This is a genomic window from Pseudomonas sp. TE3910 (assembly GCF_056279025.1).
Genome location: NZ_JBWBQN010000001.1, coordinates 632,856 through 652,541 on the forward strand (window position 1 = coordinate 632,856; position 19,686 = coordinate 652,541).

Here is a 19,686-nt window from a genome sequence, read left to right on the forward strand (position 1 = left end):
TCCGCTTCCTCGGCTGTTTTCGCCTTGCCTGACCTTCGTCTCAAGACTTTTCATACATACCCTAACCGACGAACAGCCAAAAGACCTGGCTTGAGCAAAGGGCATCGCTGGGCTTAACTGCTACAGGTGTCATGCATTCCCATAACCACTACAAGAGGCGATGCAATGGGAAATTCAACCAAGTCGGTTAAGAGTGACAGTCATGTCGACGCTTGGGCGACACTCTGCCTGATCATCCTGGTGGTCGTGACAGCCGTGTACTGGGTCAGTCATCAGTGACATCACCCGCTGGGTAGCATGAGACCGCCTGCAGCATGGATACCTGCGGGCGGTTTGCGTTTCAGGCGGCGGTCAGGTGCAGGGCCAGTTTTACCAACCCCAGCAGTACCAGAATAAACAGCAAGGTGAACAGCGTACCCAGCACAATGAAGTGACTGGGTTTGCCGTGGGTGAAATCGCGCGCGCGGTTCTTGTTGCTCTGCACGCCGAAGGCGGCGGCCAGCACGCTTTGCAGCATTTGCCAGAAGGTCGGTGGCTTGCCTTGGGCGGGGTCGTCCATGATCAGCTCCTGTGGGCGGAAGGCCTGTCCACAGTGTAGCCCCTCAAGGAGCGTCTGCAGGGCGCGACACAACGTCGACCCTGCAACCGCCCATACCGATGACCGATGACCGATGCTTAAGCGTCGTATCCCAGGTTGGGTGCCAGCCAGCGCTCGCTGACGCTCAGGTCCTGGCCTTTGCGCGCCGTATAGCTCTGCACCTGATCCTTGTCGACCTTGCCCACGGCGAAATACTGCGCCTGTGGGTGGGCGAAGTACCAGCCGCTGACCGCAGCTGCCGGGAACATTGCATAGTGCTCGGTCAGGGTGACGCCGCTCTGGCCTTGCTCGCCGATTTCGGTACCGTCGAGCAGTTGGAACAGGGTGCCTTTTTCAGTGTGGTCCGGGCAGGCAGGGTAGCCAGGGGCCGGACGGATGCCCAGGTACTGTTCCTTGATCAGTGCTTCGTTACTCAGTTCTTCGTCTTTGGCGTAGCCCCAGTACTGCTTGCGCACCTGTTCGTGCAGCCATTCGGCGCAGGCTTCGGCCAGGCGGTCGGCGAGTGCCTTGACCATGATCGAGCTGTAGTCGTCGCCTTTGTCCTGATAGGCCTTGGCGACTTCTTCGGCACCAATGCCGGCGGTGGTAATGAAACCACCGACATAGTCGGTCACGCCGCTGTCTTTCGGTGCCACGAAGTCGGCCAGGGAGAAGTTTGGCTTGCCGTCGGTCTTGATGGTCTGCTGGCGCAGATGGTGCAGCAAGGCCAGCGGCTGGCCATCCTGCCCATAGACTTCGATGTCGTCGTGGTTGACCTGGTTGGCCGGCCAGAAGCCGAACACTGCCCGGGCGCTGATCAGCTTTTCATCGATCAGCTTGCGCAGCATCTGTTGGGCGTCTTCGTACAGCGCCGTGGCCGCTTCGCCGACCACTTCGTCGGTGAGGATGCGCGGGAACTTGCCCGCCAGGTCCCAGGAGATGAAGAACGGCGTCCAGTCGATGTACTCGGCCAGTACGTTCAGGTCGATGTTTTCCAGTACCTTGGCGCCGGTGAAAGTCGGCACGACCGGCTGATAGCCCGCCCAGTCGAACGATGCCTTGGCCGCGATGGCCTGAGCGTAGCTCAAGCGCTCGGTGCGGGCGCTGCGGTTGGCGGTACGTTCACGTACTTCGACGTACTCCTGGCGGGTGCGCTCGACGAAGCCGGCTTTCAGTTCCTTGGACAGCAACTGCGTGGCGACGCCGACGGCACGCGAGGCGTCAGTGACGTAGACGACGGCGTCGTTGCTGTACTTGGGCTCGATCTTGACTGCTGTGTGCGCCTTGGAGGTGGTCGCGCCGCCGATCATCAGCGGCAGGTGGAAGTCCTGACGCTGCATCTCGCGGGCGACATGCACCATTTCGTCCAGTGACGGCGTGATCAGCCCGGACAGGCCGATGATGTCGCACTTCTGCTCACGGGCCACTTGCAGGATTTTTTCGGCCGGCACCATCACGCCGAGGTCGACGATGTCGTAGCCATTACAGCCCAGCACCACGCCGACGATGTTCTTGCCGATGTCATGCACGTCGCCTTTTACCGTGGCCATGAGGATCTTGCCCTTGGCTTCCGGCTTGTCGCCTTTCTCGGCTTCGATGAACGGAATCAGGTGGGCCACCGCCTGCTTCATCACCCGTGCCGACTTGACCACTTGCGGCAGGAACATCTTGCCAGCGCCAAACAGGTCACCGACCACGTTCATGCCGCTCATCAGCGGGCCTTCGATGACCTCGATCGGGCGTGCGCACTGTTGGCGGCATTCCTCGGTGTCCTCGACGATAAACGCAGTGATGCCTTTGACCAGGGCGTGCTCCAGGCGCTTGCCGACGGGCAGTGAACGCCATTCCTCGCTTTCGACTTCCTTGGTGGCGCCGCCACCCTTGTAGTCATCGGCGATGGCCAGCAGGGCGTCGGTGCCTTCGGGGGTACGGTTGAGTACCACGTCCTCGACCCGTTCGCGCAGGGCAGGGGGGATCTCATCGTAGATCTCCAACTGACCGGCGTTGACGATACCCATGGTCAGGCCGTTCTGGATCGCATGGTAGAGAAACACCGAGTGGATCGCTTCACGGACCGGGTTGTTGCCCCGGAAAGAGAACGACACGTTGGACACACCGCCCGAGGACAGTGCATGGGGCAGGTGGTCGCGGATGTAGGCGCAGGCTTCGATGAAGTCCACAGCGTAGTTGTTGTGCTCCTCGATGCCGGTGGCCACGGCGAAGATGTTCGGGTCGAAAATGATGTCTTCCGGGGGGAAGCCCACTTCATTGACCAGAATGTCGTAGCTGCGTTGGCAGATTTCACGCTTGCGCGCGGCGGTATCGGCCTGGCCGACTTCGTCGAAGGCCATCACCACCACGGCAGCGCCATAGCGCTTGCACAACTTGGCGTGATGCTTGAAGGCGTCGACGCCTTCCTTCATCGAGATCGAGTTGACGATGCCCTTGCCCTGAATGCACTTCAGGCCCGCTTCGATCACCTCCCACTTGGAGGAGTCGATCATGATCGGTACGCGGGAGATGTCCGGCTCGCCGGCAATCAGGTTGAGGAACTTGACCATGGCCGCCTGGGAGTCGAGCATCCCTTCGTCCATGTTGATGTCGATGACCTGGGCGCCGGCTTCGACCTGCTGCAGGGCGACTTCCAGGGCTTCGGTGTAGTTTTCTTCGCGGATCAGCCGGGCGAACTTGGCGGAACCGGTGATGTTGGTGCGCTCACCGACGTTGACGAACAGCGAGTTGCGGTCGATGGTGAACGGTTCCAGGCCCGACAGTCGACAGGCCTTGGGGATGTCTGGAATAGCCCGTGGCGGGTACTTGGCCACTGCTTCGGCAATCGCCTGGATGTGCGCAGGCGTGGTCCCACAGCAGCCGCCGATAATGTTCAGGAAGCCGCTGGCGGCGAACTCTTCAACGACGGCAGCCATTTCCGCCGGGGTTTCGTCGTACTCGCCGAACGCGTTCGGCAGGCCGGCGTTAGGGTGTGCAGAGACCTGGGTATCGGCCTTGCTCGACAGTTCTTCCAGGTACGGGCGCAGGTCCTTGGCACCCAGGGCGCAGTTCAGGCCCACCGAAATCGGTTTGGCATGGCGTACCGAGTTCCAGAACGCTTCGGTCGTCTGCCCGGACAGGGTGCGGCCCGAGGCATCGGTAATGGTGCCGGAAATCATGATCGGCAATTCGACATTGTCTTCCTCGAACACCTGCTGCACGGCGAAGATTGCCGCTTTGGCGTTGAGGGTGTCGAAGATGGTTTCGATCAGGATCAGGTCGGCACCGCCTTCGATCAGGCCACGGGTGGCCTCGATGTAGTTGGTCACCAGTTCGTCGAACGTGACGTTGCGGTAGCCGGGATCGTTGACGTCCGGGGAGATCGAGCAGGTGCGGCTGGTCGGGCCGAGCACGCCGGCCACGAAGCGTGGGCGATCCGGGGTTTCCAGGGTCTTGGCGTCGGCCACCTGGCGGGCAATGCGGGCGCCCTCGACGTTCAGTTCATACACCAACGCTTCCATGCCGTAGTCGGCCTGGGAGATCTGCGTGGCGTTGAAGGTGTTGGTCTCCAGAATGTCGGCACCGGCATCCAGGTACGCTTTCTCGATTGCGGCGATGACATCGGGGCGCGACAGCAGCAACAGGTCATTGTTGCCCTTGACGTCGCTGGGCCAGTCGGCGAAACGCGTGCCACGATAGTCGTGTTCCTCCAGACGGTAGCTTTGGATCATAGTACCCATGCCGCCATCGAGGATCAGGATGCGCTCTTTGAGTGCTTTCTGAAGTGCTTGGAAACGAGCGCTGCGGTCAGACATAGGACTACCTGGTCGGGCAAAGACAAAAGTTGCGGAATAATAACAAAGCTGCGCGGTTTTTAGACGTGCCACAGATTTGCATGAATTTCATTCATGTTGGCGCGGTGCTGCCACCGGTAGAATCGTGAGGCTTTTAATTTCCAGGACAATTGGCACATGGTGCATCGTTTACTTGCCGGCGCCGTCGCGCTGCTGATCAGTGGCATGGCGTTGGGGCAAGCGCCTCAATCCAGCCCGGCTATTTCCTATACCCGGGACATTCAACCCATCTTCACTGAGAAATGCGTTGCCTGCCATGCCTGCAACGATGCCGCCTGCCAGCTCAAGCTGGAAAGTGCTGAAGGCGCCGAGCGCGGCGCTTCGAAGGTACCGGTCTACGAGGGCAACCGCACGACTGCAGTGCCCCCGACCCGATTGTTCTACGACGCCCACAGTGTCGATGCCTGGCGGCGCAAGGGCTTCTACTCGGTGCTGGATAACCAGGGCAGCCAGGCCGCGCTGATGGCGCGGATGCTGGAGCTGGGGCATTCAACCCCGCTGAAGCCAAACGCCAAGCTGCCTGAAGACATCGTGCTGGGCTTGAACCGGGAAAATGTCTGCCCGCTGCCCGGCGAGTTCGACGCCTATGCCAAGGCGCATCCCCGTGAGGGCATGCCGTTGGCGGTCACCGGCCTGACCGATGCCCAGTACCAGACCCTGCAGCGTTGGTTGGCGGCGGGTGCGCCAGTTGAGCACAACCCGATCCAGCCCAGCGCCAAGGAGGCGGCACAGATCCAGGAATGGGAAACGCTGCTCAACAGCCCGGGTTCGACCGAAGCGCTGGTAGGCCGCTGGCTGTATGAACACCTGTTCCTGGCACACATTTACTTTGTTGGCGGGGAGCCGGGGCACTTCTTCCAATGGGTACGTTCCCGTACACCCAGTGGCCAACCGATTGACCTGATTGCCACGCGTCGGCCTAACGATCCGCCTGGCACCGACTTCTACTACCGGTTGATGCCTGTACAAGGCGTCATCGTACACAAGACCCACATCACCTACCCGATGGGGCCGCAGAAGCTCAAACGTGTCAAACAGCTGTTCTACAGTGGCGACTGGCACGCGGCTGCGCTGCCGGGCTATGGTCCGCGCCACCGCGCCAACCCGTTCGAGACGTTCGAGGCGATCCCGGCGGTAGCGCGCTATCAGTTCATGCTGGATAACGCCGAGTATTTCGTCCGCACCTTCATTCGCGGCCCGGTGTGCCGCGGTCAGATCGCCACTGACGTGATCCGTGACCACTTCTGGGCGCTGTTCCAGGAGCCGGCCCATGATCGCTACCTGACGGATGCCAAGTACCGCGCTGAAGCCACGCCATTGCTGGCAATGCCTGGGCAGATCGACGATGTTGGCAGTATCTTGACCCTCTGGCACACCTACCGTGACAAGCGCAACGAGTATGAAAGCCTGCGCCGTGAAGCCTATGCCGACATGCCGGCGCCAAGCTGGTCAAGCCTATGGGCGGGTAATGACAATGCCTTGCTGACCATCTTCCGGCATTTTGACAGTGCCTCGGTCAACAAGGGCCTCATTGGTGATGTGCCGCTGACCTTGTGGCTGTTCGACTACCCGCTGTTCGAGCGTACCTACTATCAGTTGGCGGTGAACTTCGATGTGTTCGGCAACGTGTCGCACCAGGCCCAGACCCGTCTGTACTTCGATCTGATCCGCAATGGCGCCGAGGTCAACTTCCTGCGCCTGATGCCGGCCAACAAGCGTGGTGCCATCCTCAGCGATTGGTATCAGAACGGCGGCAAGGTGAAAATGTGGATGGACTACGAGGAGATCGACACCAGCACCCCGAGCGCCCTGAAGCTGGACAAGCGTGACCCGAAACGTGACTTTGGCCTCAAGCTGATCGAGCGGACCGGTAGCCTCAACGCAGCCCCTGACCCGATCAATCGCTGCCATGGCGCCTACTGCTCGCGGCCACAGATGACTGAAGAGTTCCGCGATGTCGAACAGTCGCTGAGCCGCTTGGCTTCGCGTCCTGCAGCGGGGCTGAAGGTGATCAACCAGTTGCCGGAAGCGACCATGCTGCGTATCGAAGGCGAGGGCGGCAAGCGGCAGGTCTACTCCATGCTGCGCAACCACGCCCACAGCAACGTTGCCTTCATGCTGGGCGAGGAGTCGCGGTACCAATTGGGGTTGGATACCTTGACCCTCTACCCCGGCGTGATGAGCAGCTACCCGAACTTCATGTTCAATATTCCGGCCAGGGATGTACCGGAGTTTGTCGAGGACATGGAAGCGGCCCGTGACGACACCGCCAAATTCGAGCGTATTGTCATGCGTTGGGGTGTACGCCGCAGTCATCCGCAGTTCTGGCAGTATTTCCATGACCTGAGCACCTACATCAAGGAAACCGAGCCAGTGGAAGCGGGTGTGCTGGACATGAACCGCTACGAAAACCTCTAGGGCGATTCTCCCTTCATCAGGCCGCTTCCGGCGTTTGGGCTTTCTGCTCAGGATGCCCGAAGCGGCTGTTGTTTTTCCGACAAAAATACTGGGACTTTGTTCGCGCGTCAGGTTGGCGTAAACTGCCGCCAAGTCTGTGAGGAAACCACTTCAATGAGTGCCATAACGATTACCGATGCTGCGCATGATTACCTGGCTGACCTGCTGTCCAAGCAGAACACTCCGGGCATCGGCATACGCATTTTCATCACCCAGCCGGGCACCCAGTACGCCGAGACCTGCATCGCCTACTGCAAGCCGGGCGAAGAGAAGGCCGAAGATACCGCCCTGGGCCTGAAGAGCTTCACCGCCTGGATCGATGCGGTCAGCGAGCCTTTCCTTGAGGATGCCTTGGTCGACTACGCGACTGACCGCATGGGTGGTCAACTGACCATCAAGGCGCCGAACGCCAAGGTGCCGATGGTCAATGCCGACAGCCCTATCAACGAGCGTATCAACTATTACCTGCAAACCGAGATCAACCCAGGGCTGGCCAGCCATGGCGGTCAGGTCAGTTTGATTGAGGTGGTTGATGACGGCATTGCCGTACTGCAGTTCGGCGGTGGTTGCCAGGGCTGCGGCCAGGCTGACGTGACCTTGAAAGAAGGCATCGAACGTACCCTGCTTGAGCGTATTCCCGAGCTCAAGGGCGTACGTGACGTCACCGACCACTCTCAGAAAGAGAACGCCTACTACTAGGGTGTTTGCGACAGATTGACAAAGGCCTGGCGCTGCCAGCGCCTTTGCGCGTTAGCGCAGTCGATCAGTCGGAAAAGAAGGGTGGGCGTGTCATTCGCAACGAATGATGGTCGCCTCTGTATCGCCAGCAAGGTTGGCTCTCAGTGTGAGTTGGCCTTGCTGGCGATGCATCGCAGCACTCAGGCTGCGATTTCAGGCTTTTTTAGTGCAAGGCGCACGCGTTGGCGGCAGGCATCGCCGAAGGCCTGGAACATCTTGACCGAGTCCGGGTTTTTCGCCGCTTGCCACTCCGGGTGCCACTGCACGGCGAAGAGAAACGGCGACAGGCTGGGTGCATGGACGGCTTCGACCAGGCCGTCTTCGGCGTGGGCGATAGGCTCAAGGCCTTTGCCGAGGGTTTTCAAGCCCTGGCCATGCAGCGAGTTGACGCGAATTTCATCGGTCTGCAACAGTTCACGCAACCAGCTGTTCGGTGCAAGGCGTACGCCGTGTACAGCCTGGTACTGGATGTCCACTGGGTCTTCCGGGTTTTCCCGATGGTCGTTGAAGCCTGGTTCGGCGTAGACCTTCTGATAGATATCGCCACCCAGCGCGACGTTGATTTCCTGCATGCCGCGGCAGATACCGAAGATTGGCAGGCCACGCGCAATTGCGGCATGCACCAACGGGATGTCGAACAGGTCGCGAGCCTTGTCCTGGGCTTTGCCTGGGGTGTGGTTTTCCTGGCCGTAAAGGCTTGGGTCGATGTTGCTGCCCGCACCGGTCAGGTAAACGCCGTCGGCCATGTTCAGGTATTGCTCAAGGTCGTCGGCACCGCAGCAGGTCGGTACCAGAACCGGTACGCAACCTGCCAGTTCGACCAGTGGAACGATGTACTTGTGGGTCATGACCTGATAGTCGTGGCCCTTGCGCTCCTGGGCACCCATGGTCATCAGGACGACGGGCTTGCGGAGGGTCTGATTCTTATTGCCAATGTTGCTGTTGGGCATATGTCACCTTTGGACAGGCGCAGCCTGTCATTGTTGTGCAGGCGCATCGATCCAGCCTGATGCTACCTGAGGTTTCGAGCACTGCCGGAAGGCACGCAATGGCCTGTTTCCAGTCGAAACCTGTTACATAGCTTGCCAGCGCCGTTAAATATGTCAAACAGCTTTGTGTAAAATTATTGCTTAGTAAGCTACTAATTTTGCCGTTCAGCTTGCTAAGTGTTTGAAATATAGAGGTAATTTGTGATTTTTGTAGTTCATTATATTTAACGTTTTTGGCGCGCGCTGCGGGAGTATGGGCCTTGGCGAGACAGGATCGCGCAAGGCCCTTGGCTCAGTGCAGGATCTGCGCAAGGAAGCCTTTGGCCCGTGCGCTTTGAGGGTTGTTGAAAAACGCCTCAGGCGGGCTGTCCTCGATGATCTGGCCACCATCCAGGAACAGTACGCGCTCTGCCACCTGGCGGGCGAACCCCATCTCGTGGGTAACGCACAGCATGGTCATGCCGGTGTCGGCCAGCCTTACCAGCACGTCCAGTACTTCGGCGACCATTTCCGGGTCGAGTGCCGAGGTGGGCTCGTCGAACAACATGATTTTCGGTTTCATGCACAGTGCCCGTGCAATCGCCACCCGCTGTTGTTGCCCGCCAGAGAGCTGGCTGGGGTACTTGCCTGCCTGGCTTTCGATACCGACCTTGTTCAAGTAGAAACGTGCGCGCTCCTCGGCTTCCTGGCGTGACAGGCCACGCACGCTCATGGGCGCCAGGGTGCAGTTGTCGAGCACGCTCATGTGCGGGAACAGGTTGAAATGCTGGAACACCATGCCGATCTCGCTGCGTACTTGAGCGGCTTGGCGGGTGGTTTCGGCAAGGTCGGTATCATTGACCCGAATCGTGCCCTTTTCAGCGATCTCCAGGCGATTGATGCAGCGGATCAGTGTCGACTTGCCCGAGCCTGAAGGCCCGCAGAGGACGATGCGCTCGCCTTCGCGTACCTGCAGGTCGATATCGCGCAGTACATGGTAGGCGCCGTAATACTTGTTCAGGCCTTCAATCTTCACCACGACGTTGCGTGGGTCGGGCTGGGCGATGGGTTGGGCAGTGGCAAGGCTCAGGGGGCTAGGCATTGTTATTGTTCTCCCGAAGTCAGTTGAAGCGCTGTGCACTGTAGGGCGCAGGGTCGGTGAAAGGCTTGGCACCGGTGATCATTTCCGCCAGTAAGCGGCCGCTGACCGGGCCCAGGGTCAGGCCGTGGTGAGCATGCCCGAAGTTGAACCACAGGCCTTTGTGACGCGGTGCCGGGCCAATGACCGGGCGCATGTCCGGCAGGCATGGACGACGCCCCAGCCAAGGCTCGGCTTCGATGCGCTCGCCGAGAGGGAACAGCTTGCGTGCGATGGCCTCGCAACGTTCCAGCTGGATTTGATTGGCTGGCGCATCGCTGGCGGCAAATTCGATGCCGGTGGTCAGGCGGATGCCCTTGACCATGGGGGCCAATACGAAGCCACCCTGTACGTCGCAGATCGAGTGCGTCAGCTCGGCACCAGCGCGGGGGCGATAATGGGCGTGGTAACCCCGCTTGATCTCCAGCGGAATGCTGTAGCCCAGCGGCTTGAACAGATCGGCGGCTTGCGGGCCAAGGGCGATGACGACCTCAGCCGCGCTGATCGGCCCCTGGCGGCTGTCGACCTGCCAATCGCCGGCCACCTGGCGCAGGGTGCGGGCGTCGCCATGAATGAACTGGCCACCGCGTTTGACGAACAGTGCGGCATAGCCGCGCGTCAGGCCACCTGGGTCGCTGACTGTTTTGGGGTCCAGCCAGTGGATGCCGCCAACGACGTTTTCGCTGAGATCGACTTCGCGGGCGTGCAGTTGTTGGCGGTCGAGGATCTCGTAGCGCAGGCCGTAGGGCTTGAGCGCATGGGCCTCATCCTGTGCAGTGGCAAAGGCCTCGGCATTGCGGTACACCTCGATCCAGCCCTTGGCCTTGATCAGGTCGCCGAGCTCGGCAGCTTCGATCAGGGCGTCGTGCTCCTCTACGCAGCGTTCTACCAGTGGCAGCATGGCGCGGGTGGCTACGGCGACACCGGCAGGCGAGGAGTTCTGCCAGTACTTGAGTAGCCAGGGGCCAGCCTTGGGCAGGTAGCGCAGGCTGTAGCGCACATCGGGTTGGCGATTCAGGCTGTAGCGCAGCAGGCGGGAAAGCTCGCGGGGGAAGGCGTAGGGGATCACGCTGGAGCGCTCGATCAGCCCGGCGTTGCCGTGGCTGGTGCCGCTGCCAGGCTCGGCGCGGTCGATCAGAATCACCTTGCGCCCACGGGCTTGCAGGTGCAGGGCGGTGCTGACGCCGACGATACCGGCGCCCAGAACGATGGTTTGGCATTGCATGGAACGGTCCTCGAAAGGCTGCACGGTTTAGCGCAGGTGACGGCCCAGACGGCCTTCGATGTGTTTGAGGCTGCGTCGCACGATCTCGACGATCAGCAGGTAGAGCACTGCAGCCCAGAGGTAGATCTGGAAGTCGAAACTGCGCGAGAAGGCCAGTTTGGTGATACCCATCAGGTCATAGATGGTCACCAGCGAAGCAATGGCGCTGGCCTTGATCATCAGGATCAATTCGTTGCCCAGTGGGCCAACGGCGACAATCAGTGACTGGGGCAGGATGACCTTGAAGAAGGTGGTCGAGCGCTTCAGGCTCAGTGCCTTGGCGGCTTCATACTGCCCGGGAGCGACCGCCATCAGGCTGCCGCGGAAGATCTCGGCCTGGTAGGCGGCGGTGTTCAGGGTGAACGCCAGCAGGGTGCAGTACCACGCCTCGCGGAAAAACCACCAGAGCCCGACGTCCTGCCAGAAGCCCTTGAAGGAGCTCAGGCCGTAATACAGCATGAACAGTTGGGCCAGCAGCGGCGAACCGCGGAAGAAGTAGATATAGCCGGCACTCAGGCGCTGCACGACCAGGTTGTTCGACAGCCGCGCCAGGGCCAGCAGCAGGCCGAGGATTGCGCCGAGGGTGAACGAGATTGCCACCAGTTTGGCGGTCACCAGCAGGCCATCGACAAAGCGCGGGCCGTAGCGCTCCAGCAGTTCGGGATCGAGGAACAGCCTTAGCAGATCATCGAAAGTCATGGGCGTGCGCTCCGCAGGTGGCGACTGAAATACCGCTCGATAACGTTAAAGGCGCGTCCCGACAGGGCCGAAAACAGCAGGTAGCCGAAGCAGGCGACGGCATAGAAGAACATGGGCTCCTTGGTCACGCTGACCGCCAGGTTGGTCTGGCGCATCAGGTCTACCAAGGAGATGGTCGAGACCAGCGACGTGTCCTTGAGCAGCGACAGCCAGTTGTTCGACAGGCCGGGCAAGGCGATACGTACCAGTTGCGGAAACACCACTTTGCGAAAGGTTGTGGTCTTGCTCAGGCCCAGCGCCGCCGATGCTTCGTATTGGCCCTTGGGCACGGTCTTGAACGCTGCCAGCCAGATCTCACTGGAAAAGGCGGCGAAGACGAAGCTGAAGGCGATCATCGCGGCCAGGAAGGTGTTGATCAGCACCTCACCTTCATAACCCATGGCGGCGAGGATTTTCTGTGCTGCAATCTGGCAGCCGTAATAGATGATCAGCAGGGTCAGCAGCTCTGGCAGGCCCCGGAACACGGTGGAGAAGACGGTAGCTGCAGCCTTCGGGAAGCGCTTTGGCGAGCGGGCGGCGAGGGCGACACCCAGCCCCAGGGGCAAGCCAATGGGCAGGCAGGCCAGGGCCAGGCTGATGGTGACTACGGCGCCGGCCAGCAATGCCTGGCCCCAGCCGCCGCTGGCAAACGACAGCAGTGACAGTTGTTCGATCATGCTCGAACCCTCTTTTTAGACCGTGCAGGAGCCGGTATGGCATCGACGCGTTGTCACCGCGATCTAGGCCTGGCGCCTATCGCCGGCAAGGCCGGCTCCTGCAGGGATGTGGGGCTTATTGGTAGATATCGAAGTCGAAGTAGCGGCTGGAGATCTTCTGGTAGGTGCCGTCGGCGACGATCTCGTCCAGCGCCTTGTTCAGGCGTTCGCGCAGGGCGTCGTCGTCCTTGCGAACGGCGATCGAGGCATCGGCGGTGGTGCCTTTGACATCGCCAATGAACTTGCAGCAGTCCTTGCCGGACTTGTTCAGCCACTCGATCAGCGGAAACTTGTCGGCAATCACGCCATCCAGGCGGCCTGCGGCGAGGTCGGCGTTGGCTTCATCAAGGGTAGGGTAGAGCTTGACCTCGGCGCCGGCCTTGCCATAGACGTCTTCGGCATAGATGGCCTGGGTCGAGGACGATTGCGCGCCCACGGTGTAGCCCTTGAAGTCGGTCTGTGCGTCGGTGATCTTGCTGTCCTTGGCCACGGCGACCGAAAGGGGGGTCTTGTAGTAGTGGTTGGTGAAGGCGATTTTCTTGCGGCGCTCTTCGGTGTTGATCATCGACGCGACCACGGCATCGTATTTCTTGGCCATCAGTGCCGGAATGATGCCTTCCCAGTCCTGGGCGACCAGGGTGCATTGCACCTGCATGCGTTCGCACAGGGCGTTGGCGATATCGACGTCGAAGCCGTGCAGCTTGTTATCCGAGTCGACGTAGTTGAACGGGGGGTAAGCGCCTTCGGTGGCGATTTTCAAGGTTTCTGCCTGGGCTGCGCCGATTCCGGCGAGCATCAGTACGCAAGCGCTTGCAAGGTGGACGACTCGTTTCATCATGTACCTCGATTGGTATTTTGCACTCTGGCTATTGTTTGCTCGTTGACGTGTAGCCAACGAATTCGTTGTGTAGAGCGGCAGTGGCTTCCAAGCGTTTTTCAACATCCGGTCCGAGTTTCTTGCAGACCTCGTTGACCATCAGGTGTACCCACGACAGCATCGTCGCGGTGGACTCCCAGAACAGATTGAAATCGGTGGGTATACGAAAGACTTCGTCGGCGTGGGCATCGGCCCAGTCGCAGAAGGTGTCGGTAACCAGTGTTACCGGGATGCCCGCTTCCTGCGCCTTGCGACACAGGTTCAGGGCATGGCGTGAGTAGCGGCGCGCCTCGAACACCACCAGGGCACAGTCGTCCGGCTGGCTGAGCAGCACGTCGCCAAAGTGCCCGGCGCTGCCGTCGACGGCGTGCACGCCATCACGCAGGTATTGCAGCAGGTGCACCATGCACAGGGCGATGCCGCGCTCGGTCTGAAAGCCGGCGACGAATATCTTCCGTCGTTCAGAGAGGCGTTGGGCGACGCTGTGCCAAAGCGCGGTGTGGCTGTATTCATGCACCCGCACCAAGGCTGCTACTTCCAGTTCAAAGCTGCGAGAGGCACCTTCTTCAGACTCGCGCCGTTGTTGGCGGAATTCTTGCAGGCGATCACCAACCAGCCAGGGGCCATCGCCCAGGTCATTCTTGAGGTCGTGTTTGAGCGCCTTGAAGTGCTCATAGCCCAGTGCGCGGCAGAAACGGCCGACACTGGACTCGCTGATGCCAAGTTTGTCGGCGATGCTGGCAGCGGTCTGGAAAGGCAGTTCATGCAGGTTGCCCAGCATGTAAGTGGCGATCTTGCGCCCAGACGCCGAGGCGTTCTGCAGGCTGCTTTCCAGGCGTTGTTTGATCGGTTGGCTCACGGACGACTCTCACGGGGTTGCGCTTGACGAAGAAAATGAATGTTTTCTGTCATCAAGTCAACATTTGACAGATAGCTGTCACTGCGCGAGAGTTTCCAGCCTGCTCATCGCTGTAGCCCAGTCCAATTCCAACAAGGGAGCTTCAGATGTCCGCACGTCCTGATACTGCAGTCGCGCACCTTGCCTTTGCCGAACTGCAGGCTTTGCTGCATCGGATTTTCGTTCGTCACGGTACCAGCGAGGCCGTTGCCGACGCGCTGGCGTACAACTGCGCCAGCGCTCAGCGTGACGGCGCCCACAGCCACGGTGTTTTTCGCATTCCGGGGTATGTATCGACCCTGGCCAGTGGCTGGGTAGACGGCAAGGCGCAGCCAGACGTCGAAGATGTCGCCTCTGGTTATGTCCGGGTTGATGCCAAGGGTGGTTTTGCTCAGCCTGCACTGGCCGCTGCCCGTGGGTTGCTGGTGGAAAAGGCGCGCAGTGCCGGTGTGGCGGTGCTGGCCATTCACAATTCCCACCACTTTGCGGCTCTCTGGCCCGACGTAGAGCCGTTCGCCGAAGAGGGGCTGGTTGCGCTGAGCGTGGTCAACAGCATGACCTGCGTGGTCCCTCATGGTGCGCAACGGCCGTTGTTTGGCACCAATCCGATCGCCTTCGCTGCACCTTGCGCGGGCAGCGACCCCATTGTCTTTGATATGGCCACCAGCGCCATGGCCCACGGCGACGTGCAGATTGCTGCGCGCAAGGGAGAGCAATTGCCGGAGGGTATGGGGGTGGACAGCCACGGCCAGCCGACTTGTGACCCCAAGGCGATTCTGGAGGGTGGGGCGCTGCTGCCTTTTGGTGGGCACAAGGGTTCGGCGTTGTCGATGATGGTCGAGCTGCTGGCAGCAGCGTTGACGGGCGGTCACTTCTCGTTCGAGTTCGACTGGTCGCAGCACCCCGGTGCCAAGACGCCCTGGACCGGGCAATTGATCATTGTTATCGATCCTGCCAAATCAGTGGGTAATCGCTTTGCCGAGCGCAGCCGCGAGTTGGTGAACCAGATGCATGAGGTGGGCTTGAAACGTATGCCGGGTGAGCGGCGTTATCGCGAGCGCGAGTTGTCGGCGCAGCAGGGCGTGACCCTGACGGTGCAGGAGCTGGAGCAGTTGCGCGCCCTTGCGGGAGAGCAATGAGCCGATGACGGCGATGCGGGGCCGTGCAGCGCTGCACTGACGAGTTGCACGCGAAGACATGTTCCTTGGCGTTCAGTACAGGTATCCTCGCGACAGCTGTTAGTCCGAACTGTCCTGACCCAAGGAGCTGCACGCTGTGTTCAAACATGTTGATGCCTATGCCGGCGACCCGATTCTCTCGCTGATGGAGACCTTCAAGGCCGACCCTCGTGCCGACAAGGTCAACCTGAGTATCGGTCTGTATTACGATGCTGCCGGTGTGGTGCCGCAACTGGGCGCCGTGGCCGAGGCGGAAAAACGCCTGGCCGGCCAGCCTCACCAGGCGTCGCTGTACCTGCCGATGGAAGGCCTGGGCAGCTATCGCCAGGCTATCCAGACCCTGCTGTTCGGCGCCGGTCATCCTGCGGTAGAGGGTGGACGTGTGGCTACCGTGCAGACCGTTGGCGGTTCGGGTGCATTGAAAGTAGGGGCTGACTTCCTCAAGCGTTACTTCCCGGAGTCGCAGGTCTGGGTCAGTGATCCGACCTGGGACAACCACCGCGCAATCTTTGAAGGTGCAGGTTTCAAGGTCAACACCTACCCGTACTTTGATCAGCAGAGCCGCGGGCTGAATTTTGACGGCATGCTCGCGACGTTGCAGACCCTGCCGGCCAATAGCATTGTGCTGTTGCACCCATGCTGTCATAACCCTACCGGTGTCGACCTGAGCCAGGCGCAGTGGCAGCAGGTGATCGAGGTGGTCAAGGCGCGCAGCCTGATCCCGTTCCTCGACATTGCCTATCAGGGCTTTGGCGAAGGCCTGGTAGACGATGCCTACGCCATCCGTGAAGTTGCCCGTGCGGGCGTACCCTGCCTGGTCAGCAATTCGTTCTCGAAGATCTTCTCGCTGTATGGCGAGCGCGTAGGCGGCTTGTCGGTAGTCTGCGACGACGTGGCCAGTGCACAAAGCGTATTGGGCCAGCTCAAGGCCACCGTGCGTCGCAACTATTCCAGCCCACCGAACTTCGGAGCCCAACTGGTCGCAGCCGTGCTCGGCGACGCAGGCCTGAATGCCCAGTGGGAAGCCGAAGTGGAACAGATGCGCCTGCGTATTCTTGAGATGCGCCAGGGGCTGGTCGACGCCTTGGCCGCGCTGTTGCCGGGTCAGGACTTCCAGTTCTTCCTGCGTCAGCGCGGCATGTTCAGCTACACCGGCTTCAGCGTCGAGCAGGTTCGTCGTCTGCGTGACGAATTTGGTGTGTACCTGATCGACAGCGGCCGGGTGTGCATGGCGGGCCTGCGCCCGGACAACCTGCAGCAGGTGGCGAAGGCGTTTGCTGCGGTGCAGCGTCAGGCGTAACGCCGCGCCTGTGCTGACACCTCACTGATACCCTCGCAGGCAAGCCTTGCTCCCGGCGCTCACCGAGCCGCGTGGGGGCTGGCCTGCCTGTGATGAGGTAGTACCGGTTTGACGTTGTTTTCCTGGGTGATGTTGCACTAGGTGCAACCGTTCCTCTGGTAGCACTTTGCAAGTGCAACCAATCAGCGCAAAATCGCGCCCCCTTACTATAGGTTGGGAGCGATGAGGCGTCTGTCTCGCAGCTCCTGGCCCTGTTGTAGTCTTGCGAGTGGAGTTGCACCCGGATGAACGAGCAGGCCCCAAGCGTTGATCAACGCTTTGAATCGACCCCTGTTGCCCTTGGCAACTGGGCCCGTCATGACACCACCTGGATGCTGGGCCTGTTCGGCACGGCTATCGGTGCAGGCACCTTGTTTCTGCCGATCAACGCAGGTCTCGGCGGTTTTTGGCCGCTGTTGGTCCTGGCGCTGTTGGCATTTCCGATGACCTTCTTTGCTCACCGTGGGCTGACCCGCTTCGTGTTGTCAGGCCGCGATGGCGCGGATATCACTGAGGTCGTAGAGGAGCACTTCGGGCTCAAGGCCGGTGCCTTGATCACACTGTTGTACTTTTTTGCGATCTTCCCGATCCTGCTGATCTACAGCGTGGCCTTGACCAACACCGTCAGCAGCTTCATGGAGCACCAGTTGCACCTTGCGCCGCCGCCGCGTGCGGTGCTGTCCCTTGTGCTGATCCTCGGTTTGTTGGCCGTAGTACGGTGTGGTGAACAGGCCACCGTCAAAGCCATGAGCCTGTTGGTGTACCCGTTTATCGTCGCCCTGGCGTTTCTGGCGGTGTTCCTCATTCCCCATTGGAGCGGCGGCATCCTGACGACGGCCAGCGAAGTACCGTCGGCCTCTGCGTTTCTGCATACCCTGTGGCTGGCGATTCCGGTGATGGTGTTTTCGTTCAACCACTCACCGATCATCTCGGCCTTCGCTGTCGACCAGAAACGCCGTTACGGTGTGAACGCTGAGCACCGCAGCGGGCAGATCCTGGCCCGTGCCCACCTGTTGATGGTGGTGATGGTGCTGTTCTTCGTGTTCAGTTGCGTATTGACCCTGACGCCAGCCCAACTGGCCGAAGCCAAGGCGCAGAACCTGTCGATCCTGTCGTACCTGGCCAACCACTTCAGTAACCCGACCATTGCGTTTGCCGCGCCGCTGATTGCCTTCGTGGCCATTTCCAAGTCATTCCTGGGTCACTACATCGGTGCCAGCGAAGGCCTTAAGGGCATGATCGTCAAAAGCGGCTGGCGCCCGGGTGCCAAGGCGCTGGACCGGGTTACCGCAGCGTTCATGCTGGTGGTGTGCTGGATCGTTGCCACACGCAATCCAAGCATCCTCAGCATGATCGAAACCCTTGGTGGGCCGGTCATCGCAGCCATTCTGTTCCTGATGCCGATGTACGCCATCCGTCGTGTACCTGCCATGCGTCAGTACAGCGGTGCGCTGTCCAACGTGTTTGTGGTCGCGGTGGGCTTGGTGGCCATTTCGGCGCTGGTGTATTCGCTGCTGGGCTGATGCCTTGTGCTGAGGGCCAGGAAGGCCCTTCAGCATCGCCCCGGCGGGGTATCAGGCCCGACATCGCAAACGGATATGCCTGTCGTCATCAGGTGCGACGCATGTTTGTGGCTATTGGCACTCACCTCGCGAACTTATCCATTCCCTGCAGCGGCACTACCGACTGGTTTCGCCTTTTACGGCGACCCACTTTTGAACGGCACAAAAGTGGGCAAAACGCCCTGTCCCGACATCCGGCCCTGCGCTGCGCTTCGGGTTCCTTCCTTACGCCATCGCTCCCGTGTGGACGCGCCGACGGGCCATCCATGGCCCATCAGCACTTGCGAGGCATCCCTGCCTCGCACCCCACTACGCGACGGCTCCACTCAGCCTCCTGAAGGGACGCCTTGCAGCGCCTGGCATTCCGCGCACTGACAAGCAGATGCTCGCTGTTTTGCTTGCCTGCGAAGATTTTGGGCTTTTCGGCGTTGCTTTTTTATGCGCTGAACTTGCAGGCGCTGCCAAATTGTCCCTTCAGCACGGCCCCGGCGGGAGCACTGCCGGAGTGAGAGGACCCGCAGCGCAGCGCAGGGCCGGATGTTGGGACGAGGGGTTTTGGTCACTTTTGCCCCGACAAAAGTGACATGCCGTAAAGGCGGAACGGGGTGTCGGGCCCTGCATCGCAAATGGATATGCCTGCTTCCATCAGCGGCGATACAGGTTTGTAATTTGTGGCACTTGTCTCGCGAACTTATCCATGTCCTGCAGCGGCACTACCGGCTGGTTTCGCCTCTTACGGCGACCCACTTTTGAACGGCACAAAAGTGGGCAAAACGCCTTGTCCCAACATCCGGCCCTACGCTGCGCTTCGGGTGCCTTCCTTACGCCATCGCTCCCGTGTGGACGCGCCGACGGGCCATCCATGGCCCATCAGCACTTGCGAGGCATCCATGCCTCGCACCCCACTACGCGACGGCTCCACTCAGCCTCCTGAAGGGACACCCTGCAGCGCCTGCTACTTCGCGCACTGAAAAACAAAGCCCACTCAGGAAATCGACGCTATTCATCAAGGCGCCAACCTTGGCGCCAATGCTTTTCCATACGCGGACCTCGCAGGCGCCGCCAAATTGTCCCTTCAGGAGGTCGAACGCAGGCAGTGCGTAGTCGGGTGCCAGGCAAGGATGCCTGGCAAGGGCTGAGGGCCAGGAAGGCCCTTCAGCGCGGTCCCGGCGGGAGCACTGCCGGAGTGAGAGGACCCGCAGCGCAGCGGAGGGCCGGATGTTGGGACGAGGGGTTTTGGTCACTTTTGCCCCGACAAAAGTGACACGCCGTAAAGGCGGAACGGGGTGTCGGGCCCAACATCGTGAATGGATATGCCTGCTTCCATCAGCGGCGATACAGGTTTGTAATTTGTGGCACTTGTCTCGCGAACTTATCCATTCCCTGCAGTG

General features: G+C 60.5%; 14 protein-coding genes. 5 read left to right on the plus strand and 9 right to left on the minus strand.

The window, feature by feature from the left end:
- Positions 1 to 340: 340 nt before the first annotated feature.
- Positions 341 to 559, minus strand: a complete 219-nt coding sequence (locus ACZ9H3_RS02930; protein WP_065757851.1) for a DUF2970 domain-containing protein — start codon at positions 557 to 559, stop codon at positions 341 to 343.
- 116 nt (positions 560 to 675) lie between these two features.
- On the minus strand, positions 676 to 4,383 hold the full coding sequence (gene metH, locus ACZ9H3_RS02935; RefSeq protein ID WP_099774496.1) for a methionine synthase: 3,708 nt from the start codon (positions 4,381 to 4,383) through the stop codon (positions 676 to 678).
- Positions 4,384 to 4,539: 156 nt separating this feature from the next.
- Between metH and ACZ9H3_RS02940 the strand changes: the two genes are divergently transcribed.
- On the plus strand, positions 4,540 to 6,840 hold the full coding sequence (locus ACZ9H3_RS02940; RefSeq protein ID WP_476219498.1) for a fatty acid cis/trans isomerase: 2,301 nt from the start codon (positions 4,540 to 4,542) through the stop codon (positions 6,838 to 6,840).
- 153 nt (positions 6,841 to 6,993) lie between these two features.
- A complete protein-coding gene (gene nfuA / locus ACZ9H3_RS02945) occupies positions 6,994 to 7,578 on the plus strand; it encodes a Fe-S biogenesis protein NfuA (RefSeq protein ID WP_065757854.1) in 585 nt (194 codons plus the stop codon).
- Between the two features lie 179 nt (positions 7,579 to 7,757).
- Here nfuA and ACZ9H3_RS02950 read toward each other — a convergent pair whose 3' ends face one another.
- The 7 genes from ACZ9H3_RS02950 to ACZ9H3_RS02980 all read right to left on the minus strand — a co-directional run bounded on the left by ACZ9H3_RS02950 (position 7,758) and on the right by ACZ9H3_RS02980 (position 14,177).
- On the minus strand, positions 7,758 to 8,567 hold the full coding sequence (locus ACZ9H3_RS02950) for a gamma-glutamyl-gamma-aminobutyrate hydrolase family protein (RefSeq protein WP_065757855.1): 810 nt from the start codon (positions 8,565 to 8,567) through the stop codon (positions 7,758 to 7,760).
- Between the two features lie 331 nt (positions 8,568 to 8,898).
- Positions 8,899 to 9,687: an amino acid ABC transporter ATP-binding protein gene (locus ACZ9H3_RS02955; protein ID WP_330523741.1), complete on the minus strand. Its 789-nt coding sequence runs from the start codon at positions 9,685 to 9,687 to the stop codon at positions 8,899 to 8,901.
- A 19-nt stretch (positions 9,688 to 9,706) separates the two neighbouring features.
- Positions 9,707 to 10,948 carry an NAD(P)/FAD-dependent oxidoreductase gene (locus ACZ9H3_RS02960; protein WP_330523742.1) on the minus strand — a complete coding sequence of 414 codons (1,242 nt, stop codon included), beginning with the start codon at positions 10,946 to 10,948 and terminating at the stop codon, positions 9,707 to 9,709.
- A gap of 27 nt (positions 10,949 to 10,975) precedes the next feature.
- Entirely contained in the window at positions 10,976 to 11,686 is a 711-nt protein-coding gene (locus ACZ9H3_RS02965) for an ABC transporter permease (protein WP_065757858.1), read from the minus strand.
- Positions 11,683 to 12,402 carry an ABC transporter permease gene (locus ACZ9H3_RS02970; protein ID WP_409276958.1) on the minus strand — a complete coding sequence of 240 codons (720 nt, stop codon included), beginning with the start codon at positions 12,400 to 12,402 and terminating at the stop codon, positions 11,683 to 11,685. The genes ACZ9H3_RS02965 and ACZ9H3_RS02970 overlap by 4 nt, the downstream gene beginning before the upstream one ends.
- Before the next feature lie 115 nt (positions 12,403 to 12,517).
- Positions 12,518 to 13,276: a transporter substrate-binding domain-containing protein gene (locus ACZ9H3_RS02975; protein ID WP_065757860.1), complete on the minus strand. Its 759-nt coding sequence runs from the start codon at positions 13,274 to 13,276 to the stop codon at positions 12,518 to 12,520.
- A gap of 31 nt (positions 13,277 to 13,307) precedes the next feature.
- Positions 13,308 to 14,177 carry a MurR/RpiR family transcriptional regulator gene (locus ACZ9H3_RS02980; protein WP_330523744.1) on the minus strand — a complete coding sequence of 290 codons (870 nt, stop codon included), beginning with the start codon at positions 14,175 to 14,177 and terminating at the stop codon, positions 13,308 to 13,310.
- 146 nt (positions 14,178 to 14,323) lie between these two features.
- Between ACZ9H3_RS02980 and ACZ9H3_RS02985 the strand changes: the two genes are divergently transcribed.
- The 3 genes from ACZ9H3_RS02985 (at position 14,324) to ACZ9H3_RS02995 (ending at position 18,256) form a co-directional block, all read left to right on the plus strand.
- A complete protein-coding gene (locus ACZ9H3_RS02985) occupies positions 14,324 to 15,355 on the plus strand; it encodes an Ldh family oxidoreductase (RefSeq protein WP_476219503.1) in 1,032 nt (343 codons plus the stop codon).
- A 136-nt stretch (positions 15,356 to 15,491) separates the two neighbouring features.
- A complete protein-coding gene (locus ACZ9H3_RS02990) occupies positions 15,492 to 16,694 on the plus strand; it encodes an amino acid aminotransferase (protein ID WP_454241364.1) in 1,203 nt (400 codons plus the stop codon).
- A gap of 284 nt (positions 16,695 to 16,978) precedes the next feature.
- A complete protein-coding gene (locus tag ACZ9H3_RS02995; RefSeq protein ID WP_476219504.1) occupies positions 16,979 to 18,256 on the plus strand; it encodes a serine/threonine transporter in 1,278 nt (425 codons plus the stop codon).
- The last annotated feature ends 1,430 nt before the right edge of the window (positions 18,257 to 19,686 follow it).

What these genes read in the sequence shown, in the direction of transcription:
- ACZ9H3_RS02930 (WP_065757851.1), bottom strand. Translation starts at nt 559, where the DNA reads ATGGACGACCCCGCCCAAGGCAAGCCACCGACCTTCTGGCAAATGCTG.
- ACZ9H3_RS02955 (WP_330523741.1), bottom strand. Translation starts at nt 9,687, where the DNA reads ATGCCTAGCCCCCTGAGCCTTGCCACTGCCCAACCCATCGCCCAGCCC.
- ACZ9H3_RS02950 (WP_065757855.1), bottom strand. Translation starts at nt 8,567, where the DNA reads ATGCCCAACAGCAACATTGGCAATAAGAATCAGACCCTCCGCAAGCCC.
- ACZ9H3_RS02970 (WP_409276958.1), bottom strand. Translation starts at nt 12,402, where the DNA reads ATGATCGAACAACTGTCACTGCTGTCGTTTGCCAGCGGCGGCTGGGGC.
- ACZ9H3_RS02985 (WP_476219503.1), top strand. Translation starts at nt 14,324, where the DNA reads ATGTCCGCACGTCCTGATACTGCAGTCGCGCACCTTGCCTTTGCCGAA.
- ACZ9H3_RS02960 (WP_330523742.1), bottom strand. Translation starts at nt 10,948, where the DNA reads ATGCAATGCCAAACCATCGTTCTGGGCGCCGGTATCGTCGGCGTCAGC.
- metH (WP_099774496.1), bottom strand. Translation starts at nt 4,383, where the DNA reads ATGTCTGACCGCAGCGCTCGTTTCCAAGCACTTCAGAAAGCACTCAAA.
- ACZ9H3_RS02965 (WP_065757858.1), bottom strand. Translation starts at nt 11,686, where the DNA reads ATGACTTTCGATGATCTGCTAAGGCTGTTCCTCGATCCCGAACTGCTG.
- ACZ9H3_RS02975 (WP_065757860.1), bottom strand. Translation starts at nt 13,276, where the DNA reads ATGAAACGAGTCGTCCACCTTGCAAGCGCTTGCGTACTGATGCTCGCC.
- nfuA (WP_065757854.1), top strand. Translation starts at nt 6,994, where the DNA reads ATGAGTGCCATAACGATTACCGATGCTGCGCATGATTACCTGGCTGAC.
- ACZ9H3_RS02995 (WP_476219504.1), top strand. Translation starts at nt 16,979, where the DNA reads ATGAACGAGCAGGCCCCAAGCGTTGATCAACGCTTTGAATCGACCCCT.
- ACZ9H3_RS02940 (WP_476219498.1), top strand. Translation starts at nt 4,540, where the DNA reads ATGGTGCATCGTTTACTTGCCGGCGCCGTCGCGCTGCTGATCAGTGGC.